4 protein-coding genes and 1 pseudogene are annotated in these 21456 nt (G+C 68.3%); 4 read left to right on the top strand and 1 reads right to left on the bottom strand.

The genetic code is table 11. The annotated features are described in order from the left end of the window. Window positions 1–64: 64 nt before the first annotated feature. Window positions 65–1174, bottom strand: a complete 1110-nt coding sequence (locus NM2_RS40880) for a cytochrome P450 (RefSeq protein WP_245718476.1) — start codon at window positions 1172–1174, stop codon at window positions 65–67. Window positions 1175–1796: 622 nt separating this feature from the next. On the opposite strand from NM2_RS40880, the pseudogene NM2_RS52730 reads away from it, so the two are divergent. From NM2_RS52730 to NM2_RS40860, 4 genes and pseudogenes are all read left to right on the top strand, one after another. Beyond that, window positions 1797–2279 (top strand): annotated as a pseudogene (locus NM2_RS52730) (hypothetical protein); the annotation flags it as partial. Between the two features lie 130 nt (window positions 2280–2409). Then, the gene (locus NM2_RS40870; protein ID WP_245718475.1) at window positions 2410–3288 is read left to right on the top strand and encodes an SDR family NAD(P)-dependent oxidoreductase; all 879 of its coding nucleotides are present in this window, start codon (window positions 2410–2412) and stop codon (window positions 3286–3288) included. Window positions 3289–3564: 276 nt separating this feature from the next. Then, window positions 3565–20748 carry a non-ribosomal peptide synthetase gene (locus NM2_RS40865; RefSeq protein WP_084532059.1) on the top strand — a complete coding sequence of 5728 codons (17184 nt, stop codon included), beginning with the start codon at window positions 3565–3567 and terminating at the stop codon, window positions 20746–20748. After that, complete coding sequence (locus NM2_RS40860; protein WP_067681419.1) at window positions 20745–21419, top strand: DUF6875 domain-containing protein; 675 nt, start codon at window positions 20745–20747, stop codon at window positions 21417–21419. The genes NM2_RS40865 and NM2_RS40860 overlap by 4 nt, the downstream gene beginning before the upstream one ends. The last annotated feature ends 37 nt before the right edge of the window (window positions 21420–21456 follow it).

Genomic DNA, 21456 nt, shown 5'->3' with positions numbered 1-21456 from the left:
TCCGCAGGACCCCTGCCCGTAAGGATAGGAGTGGGTCGCGGCATCGACAAGGCGTCGCAGGTAGCTACGCGGCGGACAGCATGGCGGGTATCGAGCGGTAGGCGTGCAGGTTTCGCAGGGGATGCGGGATCGGCGGGCCGTCCAGGCTCAGATCCGGGTACCGCTCGAAGAGGGCTCGCAGCGCGACGGCGCCTTCCAGCCGGGCGAGTCTGGCTCCCAGGCAGCCGTGTATTCCGCTGCCGAATGCGAGGTGTTCCCCGGCGTTGTCCCTGGTGACATCGAATTGCTGCGGGTCGGGAAAGACGGCTGGATCGTCGTTGGCTCCTGCCAGGGAGAGCAGGACGAGGGAACCCGCGGTGATGTGCTGATCGGCGATGTCCACGTCACAGTTCGCGACCCGGCCGGTCATCCGCACGGGACCGTCGTAGCGCAGGATCTCCTCCACCGCGTTCGGCCACAGTTCCGGCTGTGCGGTGCACAGTTCCAGCTGGTCCGGGTGGCTCGTCAGCAGCACGATTCCGTTGCCGAGCATGTTCACCGTCGTCAGGAATCCGGCGTCCAGGAGCAGGGCCGCGTTGGCCACCTGCTCGCGGCGGGTGAGCTCGTCACCTGTCACCAGCATGCTGAGCACGTCGTCCTGCGGGTCGGCGGTGAGCCCATCGAAGTACCGGTCGAAGTACAGCTGGACTTCGGCCAGATCTTCGATCGCGTGGCGGTAGGTGGACCAGGGCAGGCCTCGTTCGAGCAGCGGTGCGCCGGAGTCTCCCCACTTCAGCAGGGTCGAATGCATGGTGTCCGGCAGCCCGAGTATTTCGGCGATGATCGTGACGGGCAGCTGTGTGCAGAAGTCCTGGATCAGGTCCGGCCGAGGTTTGGAACTCAGGCGTTCGACGAGGTCATCGGCGACCTCGGTGACTCGCTCGTCCAGCGTCGCGATCGCCTTCGGGCCGAACGCCTGCCCGACCATGCGCCGGTACCGGGTGTGATCGGGCGGATCGGTCACCAGCATCGAGGGCGGTTCGCCCAGATTGGGAAGTCCCAGATCCGTCTTGGTCATCATCCAGCGGATCGGCTTCGGCAGGGCCGGGTGGTTGGGCGTGACTATGCCGAAGCGCCGGTCTCGCAGGATGAGTCGGCACAGTTCGTAGTCCGCGGTTACCCGCACCCCCGACATCCTGGGAATCCGGCCGCGCTGCCGGATCTGTTCGATGTACGGCGATGAGCCGAGCAAACGATCCGAACCGACGGCGATCTGCCCGAGCGGGTCACCGAGACGCGCCGACCACCGAAGATAAATCCGTGGGATGCCATGTGTGAGCAGCCATCGAGTCCATGCACGAATCAACATCGTCACCTCCCAGCCCCGACTACTCCTATGATAGGTAGCCGCTATGTCTGTCGCAGCTACCGTTCGCCTCGGGCGAGGGGGCATTATGGACAGGGGCTCGGGGCGGCGGTCATCGCGCTGCGCCTGTCGCGGTCCGGGATTCGGGTCGCGGTGCTCGAGCGTGGATCGCGCTGGCCGCGCGATTCGTGGCGCGACATCTTCGCCACCGACACCATTCCCGACGGCCGCGGCTTCTGGCAGCGCACCTCCTTCACCGGGGTGGACGGGGTCCCATTGGCTGTCGATTTGTTCGGCGGGGCCCTCGATGTCTCCAGCTACGCGGGCATCGACGTGTGGCGCGGAGCGTGCGTGGGCGGCGGCTCGGTGGTGTGCACCGGGGTGACGCTCGAGCCGGAGGAGAGGTTCTTCGACCATCTGTTCCGGGGCGTGGTCGACTACCGCGAGATGCATGAGGTCTATTACCCCAGGGTCCGAAAGATGCTGCGGCCCAGCCCGATTCCGCCCGACATCTACAACTCCGTCGCGTTCACGCACTCCCGTGCCTGGGACCGGCAGGTCCGCGCGGCCGGATATCAGCCGCGGCGTAACGACGGCATCTGGACCTGGAACATCGTCCGGCACCACGCCCTTCGACACCACCGTTCTCGGATCGTTGGGCATCGTGCTGGAGGACACCCGGGGCAGGTTCGTCTGCGATCCGGCCGACGGGCGGGTGGACCTGCGGTGGCCGCCCGACGGGGCTGCCGCCTATCTCGCGCGAGCGCGGGAAGTCAACCAGCGGGCGGGCTGTCACTGCAATTCCGGCATTCGGACAATTCCGGATGCGGATGCGTCGTTCACCTCTCATCCGCTGGGCGGCGCGGTGATCGGCCGCGCGGCGGACGAATACGGCCGGGTGCGTGGTTATCGGAACCTCTATGTGATGGACGGCGCGGCGGTGCCGGGTAGCAGCGGAACGGTGAATCCGTCACTGACGATCAGCGCGCTGGCCGAGCGCAATATCGAACAGATCATTCGTTCCGGGCGTTTGTGGCGACGGCCGGGCGATACAGTCGAAAGCTGTGAACGAAACGCCGGTCACGAACCGTGCGCGGCCGCTCGCCGAACGGGTGGCGATCCGGCTGCTGTATCCGACATTCCGGCCGAGCGAGGAGTCGTTGCGTGCCGCCGTCGGCGGCAAGGTGGTGCTGGTGACCGGCGCCTCGCACGGTATCGGCAAAGCCAGTGCGCGGAAACTGGCCGCGGCGGGGGCGGTGGTGCCGCTGGTGGCGCGTTCTCGGACCGAATTGGAAAGGCTCGCTGCCGATATCACCGCCGCCGGCGGCACGGCCCACGCGTATGCGAGCGACCTGACCGATATGGCTGCCGTCGAGCGGCTCGGCCGGACGCTGCTGGCCGAGTACGGGCATGTCGATGTGGTGATCAGCAACGCGGGAAAGTCGATTCGGCGGCCTATCGCCGAGTCCTACGACCGGTTCCACGATTTCACCCGCACCATCGATACCAACTATCTCGGCCCGGTGCGGCTGCTGCTCACCCTGCTGCCCGATATGTGCGCACGCCGGCAGGGGCATATCGTGAATGTCTCCACCTGCGGCGTGCTCATGCCGCCGAGTCCGCGTTGGTCGGCCTACGGCGCCTCGAAAGCGGCGTTCGACGTCTGGCTGCGCAGTGTCGCCGCGGAAATCGCCGGAGACGACGTCACCACCACATCGGTCTATCTGCCGTTGGTCCACACCAGAATGAGCGCTCCCACCGACTTCCGTCGCATCCCGGGGCTGACGGTCGAGGAAGCCGCCGACCTCATTGCGTACGCAATCACGGCCAAACCTCGTGATGTCGCCCCCTGGTGGGCGGTCCGGGTCCAGGCCTGGTCCGCCGTCCACCGCGACCGCGTCCAGCGCTTTCTGGAACGTCGATCGCACCGCGAACTCGAATAGTCGCAATCCACGGATCGCCATAGTGCAGAAGATGTCGGGCATCCGATCCGGTCGGTGGATACTGGTTCACCCATCATGTATAAATGAATGGTCGAGAAATTCGATTCTCGCTCCGAAAGACCGAGCGAAAAGATTGCGGAAAGAGTATTTGGTCGTCTGATCGAAGGACGGAAGCCACAAATTCGTCGTGGCGGGGAAGACTATTCCTGTGCGCGGCGGTGTACAAGAACATATTATTTTGCTTATAATGTGGGCGGTCGGGGTTAGAAGGAAATTATGACCGCTCCGCAACCCCAGCTCGACTCCGCCCGGGGATCGAGCGAAAATACCGAGCCGGACGCGTCAGTCATACAGCCGATACCGCTATCTGCCGGGCAGCGGGCGTTGTGGTTGGCGCAGAAATTAAGTCCGGGTGTGCCGATATCCGAGGCGCAGTACGTCGAGTTCCGTGGTGATCTCGACATAGAGGTACTGCGTGAGGCGGCGATACAGGCCGGCCGAGAGTTCCAGTCGGGCTTTCTGCGGCTGGTCGAGACCGACGGTGAGCCCTACCAGCTGTACGACCCGTCGCTGACGTCGGCGGGACCGGTCATCGATGTGCGCGATGCCCCGGATCCCGTTGCGGCAGGCCTGGAGTGGATGCGCCGGGAATACACCGCGCCGTTGGACATGACCCGTGACCGTTTGGTCGCGACGGCGATCGTGCAGGTCGGAGATCGGCATTATCTGCTGTACTGCCGGAGCCACCACGTCGCCCTGGACGGCTACGGCGCGATGATGATCGTGAACCGGATCGCGGCGCTGTACACCGCGGCGGTACAGGGCCGCACGGCGGAGCCCGCCCGGGCGGCGGACATTCGCGCCCTGTTCGAGGCCGACCGCAGCTACCGCGAGTCGAAGCGGTTCACCGACGATCAGGAATATTGGGTGAACCGGCTCGCCGGTCTCGGCGAGGAAGTCGGCCTGGCCGCCGGGCAGGCGCCACCGTGTGCGGACAGCGTCGTCGCGATCACCGAACTGTCGGCGGTGACCGTGGGACGGATCGATCATTCGGCGAAGGCATTGGGCGCGAGCCCGGCCGCGGTCGTGATCGCCGCGTTCGGCTGTTACCTGGCCCGGAACACGGGCCGGGACGAGGTCCTGGTCGACATTCCCGTGTCGGGCCGTACGACCGCCGTACTGCGGCGGTCCGGAGGGGTGTTCGTCAATGTGGCACCGCTTCCGATCGTCCTGGATCCGCAGGACACCGTCGCGACGCTGGCGCTGCGGGTGCAGTCCGATCTGGTGGGTGTGCTGCGACACCAGCGGTGCGGCCTCACCGACATTCGCGCCGCCACCGGGAACCATGGCGCACAGCGCCGCTTCGCGGGCCCGGTGGTGAACGTCATGCTCTTCGACCAGCAGATCAAGTTGGGGACGGTGACCGGGGAATTCCACATCCTCAGCTCGGGCCCGGTCGAGGATGTGCTGGTCGACGTGTACCGGACCGGGGATCCGCCGCGGACGATCCTGCAGTTCCTGGCCAATCCCAACCTCTATACCGACCGCGAACTGTCGGCGCACCGCGCCGCATTCGTGGAGTTCCTCGACGAGTTCGCCGCCGCCGCACCGGACACCGCACTCGGGCAGGTCCACCCCGGCAGCGCCGCCGACGCCGCCCGGATCCGCCGCCGCCGCGAGAACCTGGAGTTCTGGCGGGCGACGCTCGCGGATCTTCCCGAGGAACTCGGTCTGCCGTTCGACAGGCCGCGCCCGGCGGTGCTGTCGAATCGGGGCGCCACCGCGAGCTACGCATTGCGTTCGGGGCTGGTTCGAGAGCTGGAAGATGTTGCGCGACAGCGTAATTCTTCATTGTTCGCGGTGATTCACGGTGTGCTGGCGGTATTGCTGGCCCGGATGAGCGGCGCCACGGACATTCCGGTCAGCACCCCGGCCGCGGGGCGGGGTGTCGCGGCGATCGGCGATTCGGCCGGGATGTTCGGGAATCACCTGGTGTTGCGTACCGAGATCGACCCGGGGGAGTCCTTCGCCGATTTGCTCGGCCGGGTTCGGCAGGTCGATCTGGATGCGTTCGACCATGCCGATGTTCCGTTCGGACAAGTGCTGGACCAGCCGTCCCGGTCGCGACATCCCTGGTCTCGAGTGGCGCTGGCGTTACGGAACCCGGAACCGGGGCGACTCGCCCTCGAGTTACCGGCCGTCGGCCTCTCCAGCGAAATATGCTGCTTCGACCTGCGATTCGAGCTGTCGGCGGAGCCCGGCAGCGGCGACTCGACGGTCACGATCGCGTACACCACCGACCTGTTCGATCCCGCGACGGTCGACTCCCTCGCCCGGCGGTTGATCCGGATTCTCGAATCGGTAGCCGCCGACCCGACGATCCCGGTCGGCGCGATCGACGTACTCGAGCCAGCCGAGCGAGCCGACCTGTTGTCTCGTTCGGGTGAGGCCGCGGCGACGGCGACAATGACGTTGCCGGAGCTGCTGGCCGCCGCTGTCCGGCGCGATCCCGATGCTTCGGCGGTCGTCTTCGATGGGCAGCGGTTGAGTTATCGGGAGATGGACGAGCGTTCGAATCGATTGGCCCGGTTGCTCGTTCGGCGTGGTGTGGGCCCGGAAGACGTTGTCGCGGTGGGTATTGCGCGAAGTTCGGATTCGGTGACGGCGGTCTGGGCGGTTGCGAAGTCGGGAGCGGCCTTCATGCCGGTCGATCCGGGTTATCCGACGGAGCGGAAAGCGCACATGCTGGCCGACTCCGGGGCGGTCGTGGGCGTGACCGTCGCACGGGCGCGCGCGCAGTTGCCGGACGGCATCGACTGGTTGATCGCGGACGACCTCGACGAGACCTCGGATGCCCGGTCGATCTCCGACACGGATCGGACGACCTCGCTTCGACCGGAGCACGCGGCGTACCTGATCTACACCTCGGGCTCCACCGGAGTACCGAAGGGCGTGACGGTGACGCATGCGGGGTTGGCCGCACTGAGTCGCGAACAGCGGCAACGCTATCGGGTCACCGCGGGTTCGCGGACGCTGCATCTGGCATCTCCGAGCTTCGATGCCGCGGTCTGGGAGTTGCTGCTCGCGGTGGGCGCGGGAGCCACCATGGTGATCGCCGGGCCCAGCGACTACGGTGGCGCCGAGCTGACCGATCTGCTGCGCCGCGAGCGAGTGACGCACGCGGTGATCACCCCGACCGCGTTGATGTCGGTCGATCCGGCCGGTCTCGACGCGCTGCGTGTCGTCGTCGCGGCCGGTGACGTGTGCCCACCGGAGCTGGTGCGGCGCTGGGCCGCCGACGGTCGCGAGTTCGTCGATGCTTACGGGCCGACCGAGGCCACGGTCATGACGAACCACAGCACCCCGTTGGCGGCGGGTGATCCGGTGACGATCGGCGGTCCGATTCCCGGTGTGGCGGAATGGATTCTGGATCAGCGGCTGGAGCCGGTGCCGGTCGGTGTGGCGGGTGAGCTGTATGTCGCGGGTCGTCTGCTGGCTCGTGGGTATCACGGTCGGGCGGGGATGACGGCCGAGCGCTTCGTCGCGTGTCCCTGGGCGGCGGGGGAGCGGATGTACCGGACCGGGGATGTGGCCCGGTGGACGGCGGCGGGGGCGGTCGAGCATCTGGGCCGGTCGGATTTCCAGGTGAAGATCCGAGGTCTGCGGATCGAGCTGGGCGAGATCGATTCTGCTCTGACGGCTCATGCGGATGTGGGTCATGCGGTGACCGCCGGTTTTCGCGGTGATTCGGGCGCGCAGTCGCTGGTTTCGTATGTCGTCGCCGCGCAGGACCATGCGATCGATACGGCGATGTTGCTCGAGTATCTGGGTAATCTGTTGCCGGCGTACATGATTCCGGCGTCGATCATGGTGTTGGATCGGATTCCGTCGACCCCCGCGGGGAAGTTGGATCGCAAGGCGTTGCCGAAGCCGGTGTTCTCCGGCGGCAAGCACTTTCGGAAGCCTACGACGCCGACCGAGCGGATCGTCGCCGGGTGTTTCGCGGATACTCTGGGTGTCGAAACGGTCGGTGTGGACGACTCTTTCTTCGCCCTCGGCGGAGACAGCTTGGTGGCGACGCGAATTGCCGCGCGAATCGGGGCCGCGCTGGATACCGACATCCCGGTGCGACTGCTGTTCGAGGCGTCCACGGTAGCGGCGCTCGCGGCTCGCATAGATCAGCATTCCGGGACCGGGCGACGGCGCCCGCCGCTGGTCGCCCGGCCGCGCCCCGATCTCGTTCCGCTGGCGCCTGCCCAGCAGCGGATGTGGTTCTTCAACCAGTACGACATCGGTTCCGGCACATACAATGTGCCGATCGTCATCCGGCTGCGCGGCGAGTTGAACGTCGAGGCGGTCCGAGCGGCCATGATCGATGTATTGGGTAGGCACGAATCCCTGCGGACCCGGTACCCGGATCACGACGGAATGCTGATCCAATTGATCGAACCCGTTGCCGATGTGGACCGCGAACTCACCATGGTATCGGTTCCGCCGAGCCAATTGATCGCGGCGATAACCGAATTCGTCACCGAAGGCTTCGATGTGAGCGCCCGGCCGCCGGTGCGCGCCCGGCTGTTCGGCACGGCCGATCCGCGGGAACACGTGCTGGCCGTGGTGGTGCATCACATTGCCGCGGATGGCTTTTCGATGACGCCGCTGGCCCGGGACGTGGCGACCGCCTATACCGCCCGGATCCACGGTGAAGCCCCGTCGTGGACCCCGCTGCCCGTCCAGTACGCGGACTACGCCCTGTGGCAGCGAGCTACCCTCGGTTCGCCGGACGAACCGGAATCGCTGTGCGCACAGCAGATTCGATATTGGACGCAGACTCTGACCGGAGTCGCCGAGGAACTCCGTCTGCCGTTCGACCGGCCGCGCCCCGCGGTGATGTCCAATCGGGGCGCCACGGCGACCTACTCGTTGCCCGCGAACACGGTACGTGCGTTGGAAGATGTTGCCCGGCAGCACAATTCCTCGCTGTTCATGGCGATCCACGCGGCACTCGCGGTCCTGCTCGCCCGGATGAGCGACGCCACCGATATTCCGATCGGCACACCCGTCGCGGGCCGTGGCGTCGCGGCGCTGGACGATATGGTCGGAATGTTCGTCAACACCCTGGTGCTGCGAACCGAAATCGACCTACGAGAGTCGTTCGCCGATCTACTCGACCGGATCCGGCACATCGATCTCGAGGCATTCGACCACGCGGACGTACCGTTCGAACAGGTGGTGGACCGACTCGTCACGCACCGATCCCAGGCTCGCCATCCGCTGTTCCAGGTGATGCTGGCGTTCCACAACCTGGAAGCGGTGCGGCTCGAACTGCCCGATCTGGACCTGTCGGTGGTCGACCTACCCGTCGAGGCGTCTCGCTTCGACCTGCAATTCGTCCTCGCGCAGGACCACGACAGCGGCGATATGACCGTCGCGGTCACCTTCGCCACCGATCTGTTCGACGTCGCGACGATCGACTCCCTCACCCGGCGGTGGATCCGGATACTCGAATCGGTGGCCGCCGACCCGGCGATCCAGGTCGGGGCCGTCGAGGTGCTCGAGCCCGCCGAGCGAGCCGACCTGCTGACCCGTCGCGGCCCATCCGCGATGGCCCCGGTCACCCTGCCCGAGTTGTTCGCCACAGCGGCCGGGGTGGATCCGGACGCCTCGGCGGTCGTGTTCGAGGGACAGCGGTCGAGTTACCGGGACTTGGACCGGCATTCGAATCGATGGGCTCGGCAGTTGATCGGGCGCGGTATCGGCCCGGAGGATCTCGTCGCGATCGGTATGGCGCGTTCCGCGGATTCGGTCGCCGCGGTGTGGGCGGTGGCCAAGACGGGAGCTGCCTTCGTACCGATCGATCCGAGCTACCCGGCCGAACGCATCGGTCACATGCTGGCCGATTCGGGGGCGGCCCTCGGCCTGACGGTGGCGTCCGCGCGTGACCGGTTGCCCGATGCCGATATCGACTGGTTGACGCTGGACGACCTCGACGAGGGCGATGATCGGCCGGTTACCGATGCCGATCGGGTGCGCCCGTTGCGCGTCGACGATATCGCCTATGTCATCTACACCTCCGGATCGACCGGGCGGCCCAAAGGCGTCGCTGTCACGCACCGAGGACTGCGGAACTGCGCCGCCGAACATCGCGCCGTCCTGAACATCGAATCATCCAGCCGCACACTGCATCTGGCTTCGCCGAGCTTCGACGTCTCGGTTCTGGAGCTGCTGTTGCCGCTGTGCTCGGGCGCGACGATGGTCGTCGCGCCCAGCGGCATCGCGGGCGGTGACGAACTCGCCGGATTCGTGGACGGCGAACACGTCACCCACGCCTGCATCACGCCCTCGGCATTGTCCACCATCGACCACATCCGCTGGCCGCTGAAGGATTTGGGCCATCTGATCGTCGGCGGCGAGAGCTTCGGTCCTGAACTGGTCGAGCGGTGGGGCGGCGATCGTGAGCTGTTCGACGAGTACGGGCCCACCGAGACCACCATCGCCGCGACGCTGACCGCACCCATGACAGCGGGGGAGCCGGTCACGATCGGCCGCCTGATGCCGGATGTCTCGGCGTGGGTGCTGGATCGGCGATTGCGGCCCGTGCCGGTCGGGGTGGCGGGTGAATTGTATGTCGCCGGTGGACTGTTGGCTCGTGGGTACTACCGCCGGGCGGGGCTGACGGCCGAGCGTTTCGTGGCGTGTCCGTGGTTGCCGGGTGAGCGCATGTATCGGACCGGTGACGTGGTTCGCTGGTCGGCAGGTGGTGCGATCGAGCATCTGGGCCGGTCCGATTCGCAGGTCAAGCTCCATGGTCTTCGGGTCGAGCTCGGTGAGATCGATTCGGTGCTCGCGGGGCAGGAGAGTGTCGGTTATTCCGCCACGATCGGTTACCGCGCCGATTCGGGAGCTCAGTCGCTGGTCTCGTATGTTGTCGCCGCGCAAGGGTATTCGATCGACGCGGGGGCTTTGACGGAGTATCTCGCCGATCGCGTGCCGTCCTATATGGTTCCGTCCTCGATCATGGTGCTGGACCGGATTCCGTTGACGCCGACCGGCAAGCTCGATCGCAGGGCGTTGCCCGAACCGGTGTTCGCCGACGACGCGCCGTACCGGCCGCCCCGAACTCCGATCGAGCACCTCATCGCCGACACGTTCGCCGGTGTGCTCGGCGTCGACACCGTCGGTATCGACGACTCCTTCTTCGCGCTCGGCGGAGACAGCATCATGTCGATCCAGGTGGTGACCCGGGCCAGAGCGGCGGGTGTGGTGTTCTCCCCGCGCGACGTGTTCGAGCGCAAGACGGTCGCCGGACTGGCCCAGGTCGCCATCCGGGACAGCGCCGCGGCGATGGCCCTCCCGCGGGAACTGCCCGGCGCGGGCGTGGGCCCGCTACCGCTGACACCGATCGTGCGAGCGTTGCTCGAGCGGGCGGGGCCGGGGTTCGGCCGCCTCTCGCAGGCGATGATGCTGGCGCTACCGGCGGGGATCGACCGGCGACAGCTCACCGAAGCCGTGCAGGCCGTACTCGATCGGCACGACATGTTGCGTGCGCGACTCGGCCCGGGCGCCGACGGGTATTGGACCTGGGAGGTGTTGCCGGCCAGCCTGATTCGAGCCGATGACGTTCTCGTCCGAGTGCCGATGGGAGAGGAATCCGGCGAGTTGCCCGCGCTCGCGGAGGCCGAGCTGGATGCCGCCGCGGATCGGCTCGATCCGGGCGCCGGGATCGTGGTGCGGGTGGTCTGGTTCGATCCGGTGAGTTCGGCCGATCCGGGCGCTGTTCTGCTGGTGGTCCATCGTTCGGCGATCGATCGGGCCTCCTGGCGGCTGCTCGCGTCGGATCTCGCGGCCGCGTGGGCGCGGATCGCATCCGGTCGGCCACCCGATCTGGCCCCGATCGGAACGTCGATGCGCCGGTGGGCGTTCGGGCTGGTCGAGGCGGCCCACCGCCCGGAGCGGGCCACGGAACTCGAACTGTGGCAAGCGATTACCGCCGGAGATGATCCGATGATCGGATCGCGGCCCCTCGACCCCGCGATCGACGTGGTCCGAACTACCCGCACGGTCGAGGTCGACGTGGATCCGGAGGTGACGGAGACCCTGCTGAGCGAGCTGCCCGCGGCTTTCCACGGGAGTGTGGACGACGGGCTGCTGGCCACCCTGGCGGTGACGATGGCCGAGTGGCGGCGCGAGCACTCGGATGCCACGGGCTCGCCTACCGACATCGTGATCCGGCTCGAAGGGCGCGGCCGTGCGGCGGGTGTCGTCCCGGGCTCGGATCTGACCCGGACGGTCGGCTGGTTCGACACGAATTACCCTGTGCGCCTGGATCTTTCGGGCATCGATCTCGACGACGCGTACGCGGGCGGTCCGGCGCTGGGGGCGGCGATCAAGTCCGTCAAGGAACAGCTTCGCACCGTCCCGGAGCACGGGATCGGCTACGGCTTGTCGCGATATCTCGACGAGGGCACCGGACCGATCCTCGCGACCGCGACGCCGCAGATCGCGTTCGACTACCTCGGCCGCGTTGCCACGGCGGACACCGAAGAGATATCGGGGGCGGGATGGGCGCCGATGCGTATCGGCGACGCCGAGTTCGCCGTTGCGCAGGATCCGGATATGCCGGTGCCCGCGGTGCTCGACATCCGGGCCGTCGTCCTGGACGACGCGGGCGGGCGGCGGCTGCGAGCGATCTGGTCGTATCCCGCCGGGGTGCTCACCGCCGACGAGGTGCGCGAGATCGCGCAATCGTGGCGCCGGTTGCTGACCGCCTCGGCGAGCCATGTCCGCCGTGCCGGGAGCGGCGGGCGGACACCATCGGATCTGCCGCTGGTCGATCTCGGACAATCCGAGATCGAGCTACTCGAGCAGCGGTATCCGGCGCTGAGCGATGTCTGGCCGCTGGCCCCGCTGCAGGAGGGGCTGTTGTTCCATGCGCTGGTCTCCGAGCAGTCGGTGGATACCTATCTCACGCAGCTGGTCCTGGAACTGCGCGGCCGGGTCGACGCGCGTCGGCTGTGCCGAGCCGCGCGGATACTGCTCGACCGGCACGCGAATCTGCGCACGGCGTTCGTCAGCGATGCGGGCGCCGGACAGGTGCAGGTCGTCGTCGACGACGCCGAGGCTCCCTGGGCGGAGCTGGACCTGTCCGGGCTCGATGAGGGCGCACGCGGTCGCGAGTGGGAGCTGCTTCTGGCCGCGGACCGCGCCACCCGGTTCGACCCGGCCCGTGCCCCGCTGCTGCGCTGGATGCTGGTCACCACCGGACCGCAGCAGTACCGGCTGGTGCTCACCGATCATCACCTGGTGCTCGATGGCTGGTCGACGCCGCTGCTGCTACAGGAACTGCTGGTGCTCTACGCCACCGATTGCGACGAGACGTCGCTGCCGCATGTGCGGTCCTACCGCGACTACCTGTCCTGGCTCGGCCGCCAGGACCGGGCGGCGTCACTCGACGCCTGGGCCCGCGCGTTCGAGGGCGCGGACGAGCCGACCCTGGTGGCCGCGGCCGGTCCGGGCCGTCGCGACACCGAATCACGCGAGGTATCCGGCGAACTCACCGAAGAGCAGACCGCGGCCCTGACCCGTTGCGCGCGGTCCCGCGGCATCACGCTCAACACCATGGTCCAGGTGGCATGGGCAATTATCTTGGGCGCGTTGACATCCCGGAAGGACGTGACGTTCGGCGCCGTGGTCTCCGGACGGACCCCGCAGATCGCGGACATCGAATCGATGATCGGGCTGTTCATCAACACGGTGCCGGTGCGCGTGCGCCTGGACACCACCGAGACCCTCGGGCAGTTGCTCGACCGAATCCAGGCGGAGCAGGCCGCCTTGCTCGATCACCAATTCATCGGCCTGGCCGACATCCAGCGTGTGGCCGGGCCGGGGGCGGAGTTCGACACGATAACGGTGCTCGAGTCCTTCCCGATCGACCGTCACGGGCTGACCGAGGACACCGACATCGCCGGAATGCGGCTGGTCGACGTGGTCGGCATCGACGCGGCGCACTATCCCCTCGGCGTGGTCGGGCGGGTCGATACCGGACTGCGTCTCGAGATCAAATACCTGGCCGAGTTCTTCGACGACGACATGATAGCCAGGACCATGGGGCGGGTCCTGAGCGTGCTCGACGCCATCGCCACCGACCCGGATCTGCCGCTGGCCCGGCTCGATCTGCTCACGTCGGAGGAATCTCGCGAACTGGCGCCGATGTCGGGTGCTCCCGCTGTGCCGGAGCGGGTGTTGCCGGAGCTGTTCGCGGCGGCCGTGGCGCGGAATCCGGGGGCCGTCGCGGTGGTGTGCGGGGACCGGCAGTGGACGTACCGTGAACTGGATGCGGAGTCGAGCCGGTTGGCGCGACTGCTGATCGGTCGAGGCGCCGGTCCGGAAACCAGTGTCGCGGTCGGGTTGCCGCGCTCGTTCGAGTCGGTGCTGGCGGTGTGGGCGGTGGCGAAGTCGGGGGCGGCATTCGTCCCGGTGGATCCGCGCAATCCGGGGAGCCGGGTCCAGCACATGCTCACCGACTCGGGCGCGGCGACCGGAATCACGGTGTCGGAGTGGCGCGATCGGCTGCCCGGATCGGTGCCGTGGCTGGTCCTGGACGAGCCGACGGTCGCAGCGGAGGTGACGCGGCTGCCTGCGACGCCGGTGACCGATGCCGAACGACTGCGGCCGGTCCGGATCGACGACGCCGTCTACGTGATCTACACGTCCGGCTCGACGGGCGTGCCGAAGGGCGTGGTCGTCCCGCACCGGGGGTTGGCGAATCTGGTGGCCGAGCAATGCTCGCGCTTCGAGATCGGGCCGAGCGCGCGGGTGCTGCACGCCGCGTCGCCCAGTTTCGATGCCGCGGTCCTGGAACTGCTCTGGGCGTTCGCGTCGGGCGGACGGCTGGTCATCGCACCACCGACCGTCTTCGGCGGAATCGAACTGGCACAGATCATTTCGCACAACTCGGTGACGCACGCCGCGCTGACCCCCACGGCCCTGGGCACCGTCGACCCGGCCGGACTGCGGAACCTGGGGACGGTCGTGATCGGTGGCGAGACGCCCTCGCCACGACTGGTGTCGCGGTGGGCTCCGGGCCGGAAACTGTTCAACACCTACGGTCCGGCGGAGGCCACGATCCAGACCGATGCCGGAGCGCCGATGGCGCCGGATGCGGCCGCGACGATCGGCGGGCCGATCCGCGGCGTCGACCAGGTCGTGCTCGACGCCTGGTTGCGCCCGGTGCCGCCGGGAGTCGTCGGCGAGCTCTACCTCACCGGTCCGGGATTGGCTCGCGGTTACCGCAACCGGCCGGGGCTGACGGCGTCGCGGTTCGTCGCCGATCCGTTCGCCGATTCGGGGCGGCGGATGTATCGCACCGGGGACCTGGTGCGGTGGCTGTGGCAACCCGAGGGAGGTCCGGCGCTCGACTATGTCGGCCGGACGGACTTCCAGGTCAAGATTCGCGGCTTCCGCATCGAACTCGGCGAGGTCGAATCGGGTCTGCTGGCCTGCGCCGGGGTGGCTCGCGCGGTAGCGGCCGTGCGCCACGACTCCACCGCCGATCGGTTGATCGGATACGTGGTGCCCGAGCCCGGCGTCCACGTGGACCCGGCCGCGGTTCTCACCTCCGCCGGGCAGCGCCTGGCCCCGCACATGGTGCCGGCGACCGTGATGGTGCTCGACGAGCTGCCCATTACCGAGACGGGCAAACTCGACCGCGCCGCGCTGCCCGAGCCGGACTTCGCCACGGGCCGAGCCGAATTCCGGGCGCCGGTCACCGATACGGAAAAGACGCTGGCGGGGCTGTTCGCCGAGGTACTGGGCGTCGACGCGATCGGGCTCGACGATTCGTTCTTCGCTCTGGGCGGCGACAGCATCATGTCGATCCAATTGGTGACCCGGGCCAGGACGGCGGGGCTGGTGTTCTCCGTCCGTGACGTGTTCGAGTGCAAGACCGTCGCCGGGCTGGCCCGGACCGCCGTCCCCGACACCGCCGCGGCGGCCTCCCTCCCGGAGGAACTGCCCGGCGGAGGTGCGGGGCCGATGCCGCTGACGCCGATCATGTGCTGGATGTTCGAGCGCGGCGAATTCGACCGCTTCTGCCAGTGGGTGATGCTGACGCTGCCGCCCGACGTCGACAGGACCGCGATAACGGCGACCGTGCAAGCGGTGATCGATCACCACGACATGCTGCGCGCCCGGCTACTGCCCGACCCCGCGCACCCGTCGGGCTGGGCGCTGCGGGTGCGGCCGGCCGGGATATCCGCCGCGGGACTCATCCGGCACGTGCCGGTGGACGCGCCGCCGGACAGCAGCGCGTTCGCCGCGATCGCCGCCGAGCAGGCGCGTTCGGCCGCCGAGCGTCTCGATCCCGCCGCGGGAGTCGTGTTGCAGCTGGTCTGGTTGGACTGCGCGGACCGGCCGGGTCGGCTGCTGGTCGTCGCACACCACCTGGTGGTGGACGGGGTGTCGTGGCGGATCCTCGTTCCCGACCTCGCTGTCGCCGGGGCCCAGGTGAGCGCCGGGCAGCAGCCGCGGCTCGCACCCGTCGGCACGTCGATGCGACGCTGGGCACACGGACTGGAAGCCGCCGCCGCGAGCATCGATGAAATCGACTGGTGGCGTGCCACACTCGCCGGCGACGATCCGGTGATCGGGACGCGACCGCTCGACCCGGCCGTGGACGTGCAGGCCACCGTCGACACCGTCCGGGTGACGCTGCCCGCCGCGACGACCCGCGCCGCGCTCACCACCCTGCCCCGGGCGTTCCGCGGCAATGTGGACGATGCCCTCATCGCCGGACTCGCACTGGCGCTGACCCGGTGGCGCCGCCGCCACGGCGAGGACGTCACCGAGACGCTGCTCACCCTCGAGGGTCACGGCCGCGACGACACGGTCCTGCCCGGCGCCGATCTCACCCGGACCGTCGGCTGGTTCACCACCGCCTACCCGGTCCGGCTCGATCTGTCCGATATGGACATCGATGACGCGTTCGCGGCCGGCGCTGCCGCGGGGACGGTCGTCAAATCGGTCAAGGAACAACTCCGGCGGATCCCCGGCCACGGCATCGGCTACGGGCTGTTGCGCTATCTCGGCACCGATACCGCCCGCATCCTGGGTGCGCTGCCCGGCCCCCAGGTGAGTTTCAACTATCTCGGCCGGTTCGACACCATCCCCGACGCGTTGCGCGACAGCGGGTGGATGCCCGCCGGCGGTGATGCCGACGGCGGCAGCGTCCAGCATCCCGACGCATCGGTAGCAGCCGTACTGGGCGTCAACGCGGTCACCGTGGACACGCCGGACGGACCTGCCCTGACCGCGACCTGGGACTACCCGGCCGGGCTGATCACCTCCGCCGAGGTCGCCGACCTCGCGGAACTGTGGCGCGACGCGGTGACGGCCCTGGCCACCCACGCGGCCCGGCCCGGCGCGGGCGGGCTGACGCCCTCCGACGTCGGCCTCGTCGACCTGGACCAGACCGCGATCGACCGGCTCGAGGCCCGATACCCGGCGTTGGACGACATCTGGCCGCTCACGCCGCTCCAGGAGGGGCTGCTGTTCCACGCCCAGCTCGCCGACGGCGCGCAGGACGACTACATCGTGCAAATCTGCATGGAACTCGACGGGCGCGTCGACGCGGACCGGTTCCGTCGCGCCGCACAGACCCTCGTCGGACGGCACCCGAACCTGCGGACCGCGTTCGTGCGCGACGGCGCGGGCGAGCCGGTCCAGGTGGTGCACTCGCACGTCGACGTGCCGTTCACCCACATCGACCTCGCGGAATCTTCCGACACCGCGGCCGCGCTCGATGAACTCATGGCCGGCGACCGGCACTTCGACACGGCCGTGCCGCCGCTGCTGCGCCCGACCCTGATCAGCACCTCGGACCAGCGGCACAAACTGCTGCTGAGCATGCATCACATCCTGATCGACGGCTGGTCCACCCCGCTGCTGATCCGGGAGCTGCTGATCCTCTACGCAGGCGACAGCGACCCCGCCGCACTGGCCCCGGTGCGTCCCTTCCGCGACTACCTGGCATGGCTGAGAACCCAGGATCAGGGCGCGGCGGAAACCGCGTGGGCGCGGTCGTTCGAGGGCGTCACCGAGCCGACTCTGCTGGCGGGCGCGGACCGCGGCAGCGGCGACACCGAGACGGCGGGCGATGTCCGGGTGCGGTTGAGCGAACACCGCACCGCGGCCCTGGCCGCCGCCGCCCACCAGCGGGAGATCACCCTCAACACCGTCGTCCAGGCCGCCTGGGCGATCGTGCTCGCGAACGCGACCGCACGCGACGACGTCGTGTTCGGTACCACCGTCTCCGGACGCCCCCCGCAGATTCCCGGCGTCGAATCGATGATCGGGCTGTTCGTCAACACCGTGCCGGTCCGGGTCCGGCTCGACCACGGCGAAACTCTCGCCCAGCTGCTCCGGCGAATCCAAACCCAGCAGGCCGCGCTGCTCGACCACAACCACCTCGGACTCGCCCGGATCCAACAGGCGGCCGGGTCCGGCGCGATGTTCGACACCGCGGCCATCTTCGAGTCCTACCCGGTCGACACGACCGGGCTGTCCGAAGACACCGATATCGCCGGGATGCACGTCCTGGACGTGCACGGACGGGAGGCCGCGCACTATCCGCTTGGCCTGATCGTCCACCTCGGCGACCGGCTGGAGCTGACCTTCGAATACCAGCCGGGCCTGTTCACCCGACACCGGATCCACGCCATCGCGCGCCGAGTGCTGCGCGTGCTCGAGGCCGTCGTCGACGACATCGATCTCCCGCTCTCGCGAGTGCAACTGCTCGCGCCCGATGAGCATGCCGCGCTGGTACCCGTTCGCGGTGGACCGAGTGCGGCGACGGCGATGTTGCCGCAGGTGTTGGCGGCCGCGGCGAGGTCCGGTGCGGACGCGCTGGTCTGTGACGGTGAAACGCTGTCCTATCGCGAACTCGACGAAACCTCGAACCGGTGGGCTCGGGTATTGATCGACGCCGGGGCAGGGCCGGAATCGTTGGTGGCCATAGCGTTACCGCGTTCCATCGACGCCGTGATCGCGGTCTGGTCGGTCGCCAAAACCGGTGGCGCGTTCGTTCCGATCGACCCCGCCCAGCCCGAAGACCGGGTCAGCGGCATTCTCGCCGACGCCGGCGCCGTCGCCGGGCTGACGATCGCGGCCCATCGAGACCAGTTGCCGGACGCCACCACATGGCTCGGCATCGACAGCCCCGAATTCGTGACGAAGGCGGCTGCGGCGCCCCCCTCCGCGATCGAGGACGGCGAACGCATCGCCGCATTGCGGCCGGAGCATCCCGCCTACCTGATCTACACCTCGGGTTCGACCGGGATCCCGAAAGGGGTCGTGGTCACCCACGCCGGGATCGCGAATCTGGCCGCTGAAGCGCGGGAAGGGATCGGCCTCACCGCGTCGTCCCGAATGCTGGCCGCGGCGTCTCCGAGCTTCGACGTGTCGGTCCTGGAATGGCTCGGCGCCGCCGCTGCCGGAGCCACACTGGTGCTCGCCCCGGCGCATGTGGTCGCGGGCGATGAACTGGCCGAGCGGATCGCCGCCGCCCGTGTCACCCACGCGGCCTTCACCCCGACCGTGCTCGCCTCGCTGCGCCCGGGCGAACTCGGCACCCTCCGCACGCTGATCCTCGGCGGCGAGATATGCCCGCCGGATCTGGTGAACCGATGGGTGCCGGGCCGTACGCTGATCAACACCTACGGGGCTACCGAGACCACCATTCTGAGCTGCCGCGACATCCCACTGACCACGGTGACGGACAGTCCGCCGCTGATCGGCGGCCCGGCCCGCGGGTTCCGTGCGGTTGTGCTCGACCGCAGAATGCGCCCAGTCCCGCCCGGAGTGGCCGGCGAGCTGTATCTGTCCGGTCCGGGCATCGCCCGCGGCTACCACCGGCAACCCGCGTTCACCGCCACCCGATTCGTCCCCGATCCATACGGGCCGGTCGGGACTCGCATGTATCGCACCGGCGATCTGGCCGCCTGGACCGGCGACCGGCGACTGCGCTACATCGGCCGCAGTGACCTGCAGATCAAGGTCAACGGCCATCGCATCGAACCGGGCGACATCGAAACCGCGCTGTGCGCTCACCCAGGCGTCTCTCGCGCCGCGGTCGCGGTCCACACCGGGCCCGACGGCGTCGACCGGCTCACCGGCTACGTGGTGCCCACCCCGCACACCACACCCGACGCCGCGGTGCTGATCGCACACCTTGCCACCCGCTTGCCCACCCACATGGTCCCCACGACCATCCGCACGCTCGACCGGCTTCCGCTCACGACCACCGGCAAACTCGATCACAACGCCCTGCCCGCACCCGACCTGCGCCGGCGGTCTCGGTTCCGGGCTCCGTCCACCCCGCTCGAGGCCACCGTCTGCGACGCCTTCACCCGAACACTCGACATCGAACGAACCGGAGTCGACGACGCCTTCTTCGACCTCGGCGGCGACTCGCTGGCCGCCACCCGCCTGGTGGCGCGGATCGCGGAATCCACCGGCGTCACCGTGCCGCTCCAGTGGCTCTTCACCGACCCGACACCTCGGTCGCTGGCCCGCCGCATCGAGAGCCGCCGTGCCGGCCCCGCCGGGCAGGACTTCGGCGAACAGGATCTCGCCGAGGCGCTCTCGGTCGTGCTGCCGCTGCGGGACGCCGGAACCGCCGCACCCCTGTTCTGTATCCATCCGGCGATCGGATTGGCTTGGGGTTTCAGCGGACTCGTACGGTATCTCGATCCCGACCGTCCCGTCCGCGGGCTGCAATCACCCGCGCTGACCGAACCCACCGTGCGGTTCGACACGCTCGACCAACTCGCCGCCCGCTATGTGCGGGAGATCCGTTCGGTCCAACCGCACGGCCCCTACCATCTGCTCGGCTACTCGCTCGGCGGCACGATCGCCCACGAGATCGCCGTCCGACTCCGCCGCGAGGGCGACTCGGTGGCCACCCTGGCCATGATGGACACCCGTGTCGTCAGCGCCGAGACCTTCCGTGCGCCCACACCTTCGGTGACGACGATGCTCGCCGAGTTCGGCGGTTTCGCCGTTCCGGACGGCCCCGCCGAGCCGACGATCGAGGCCGCCGTCGAATTGCTGCACCGGCAAGGCGGACTTTTCACCAGCGTGACCCCTGAGCATCTGCTCCGGCTGCAACGCGACTACACCCGGCTCGTGGACCTCACGTTCAACCATCGACCGGATCTGTTCGATGGCGATCTGATCTACTTCAGCGCCGCGGACCGCCGCGTCGAGGACGACACCTCTCCCGCGCACGCTTGGAGCGCCTACGTCACCGGGCGTATCACCGAACACCGGATTCCCGTCCAGCACGAACGAATGACCGAGCAGGATTCGCTGCGCGTCATCGGTTTCGTGCTCACCGAGCACTTCAGGTCAATCCGCACCGCTCTCACCGAGTCATCCACTCCCGCAAGGACGAGCCGATCATGATCACCGACCGAATCGTCGGAACGCGTTCCGGCATCGAACCCGCCAACCTGTTCGCCGACCAGACAACCGGTACCGATGTGCCTGCCCATGCTGCCGAACTGCGCCGGTGGACGCTCGAATACCTCTGCCGCCCCCACCCCGACCTCGGCCGCCCCGGCCCGGTCTGCCCCTACACCAGTCACGCCGTCGCACACCGATTCCTGTGGGCCGCGTTCATCTCGGGTCGTGAAATCCACCGCGACCGCATCCGCGCGATCGTCGACGACTTGTACGAGCTGTTCCCCGACCTGCCACCGCAAAACGAATCCGACGCCAAGCTGAAAGCCGTCCTCGCGGTGTTCCCGGACCTCACCGAATACGGCGATATCGACTTCGTGCAACGCGATCAGAAATCCCGGTTCGTCGAGCAGGGCCTGATGCTCGGACAGTTCTATCCGGGTTGCACCGTCCCGGGCCTGCACAACCCCGACTTCCGAGCTCTCGACGCGCCCCTGCCCCTGCTCGCGATCCGTCACATGGTCCCCACCGATTTCCCGTTCCTCAACACCCGCCGCGAATGGATGGACTGCTACCTCAAGCTCTTCGCACCCAGCATCCCCAGGTTCATCGCCACCGCGATGTCCGACAGGCTCGTCCAGCACCCCAACGCAGCGAACGACCGGTCCAGCTGATCGGTGACGTTCGACCGAGCGCCCGGCTCGGACACGC

Origin of the sequence: Nocardia miyunensis NBRC 108239 (assembly GCF_001613065.1) — a bacterium.
Classification (GTDB): Bacteria; Actinomycetota; Actinomycetes; order Mycobacteriales; family Mycobacteriaceae; genus Nocardia; species Nocardia miyunensis.
Note: the sequence above shows the minus strand (reverse complement) of the source record. Positions and strands in the feature narration are given on the sequence as shown.

Coding starts and splice junctions, on each gene's coding strand:
- NM2_RS40860 (WP_067681419.1), top strand. CDS start 20,745: ATGATCACCGACCGAATCGTCGGAACGCGTTCCGGCATCGAACCCGCC.
- NM2_RS40865 (WP_084532059.1), top strand. CDS start 3,565: ATGACCGCTCCGCAACCCCAGCTCGACTCCGCCCGGGGATCGAGCGAA.
- NM2_RS40880 (WP_245718476.1), bottom strand. CDS start 1,174: ATGTCGGGGGTGCGGGTAACCGCGGACTACGAACTGTGCCGACTCATC.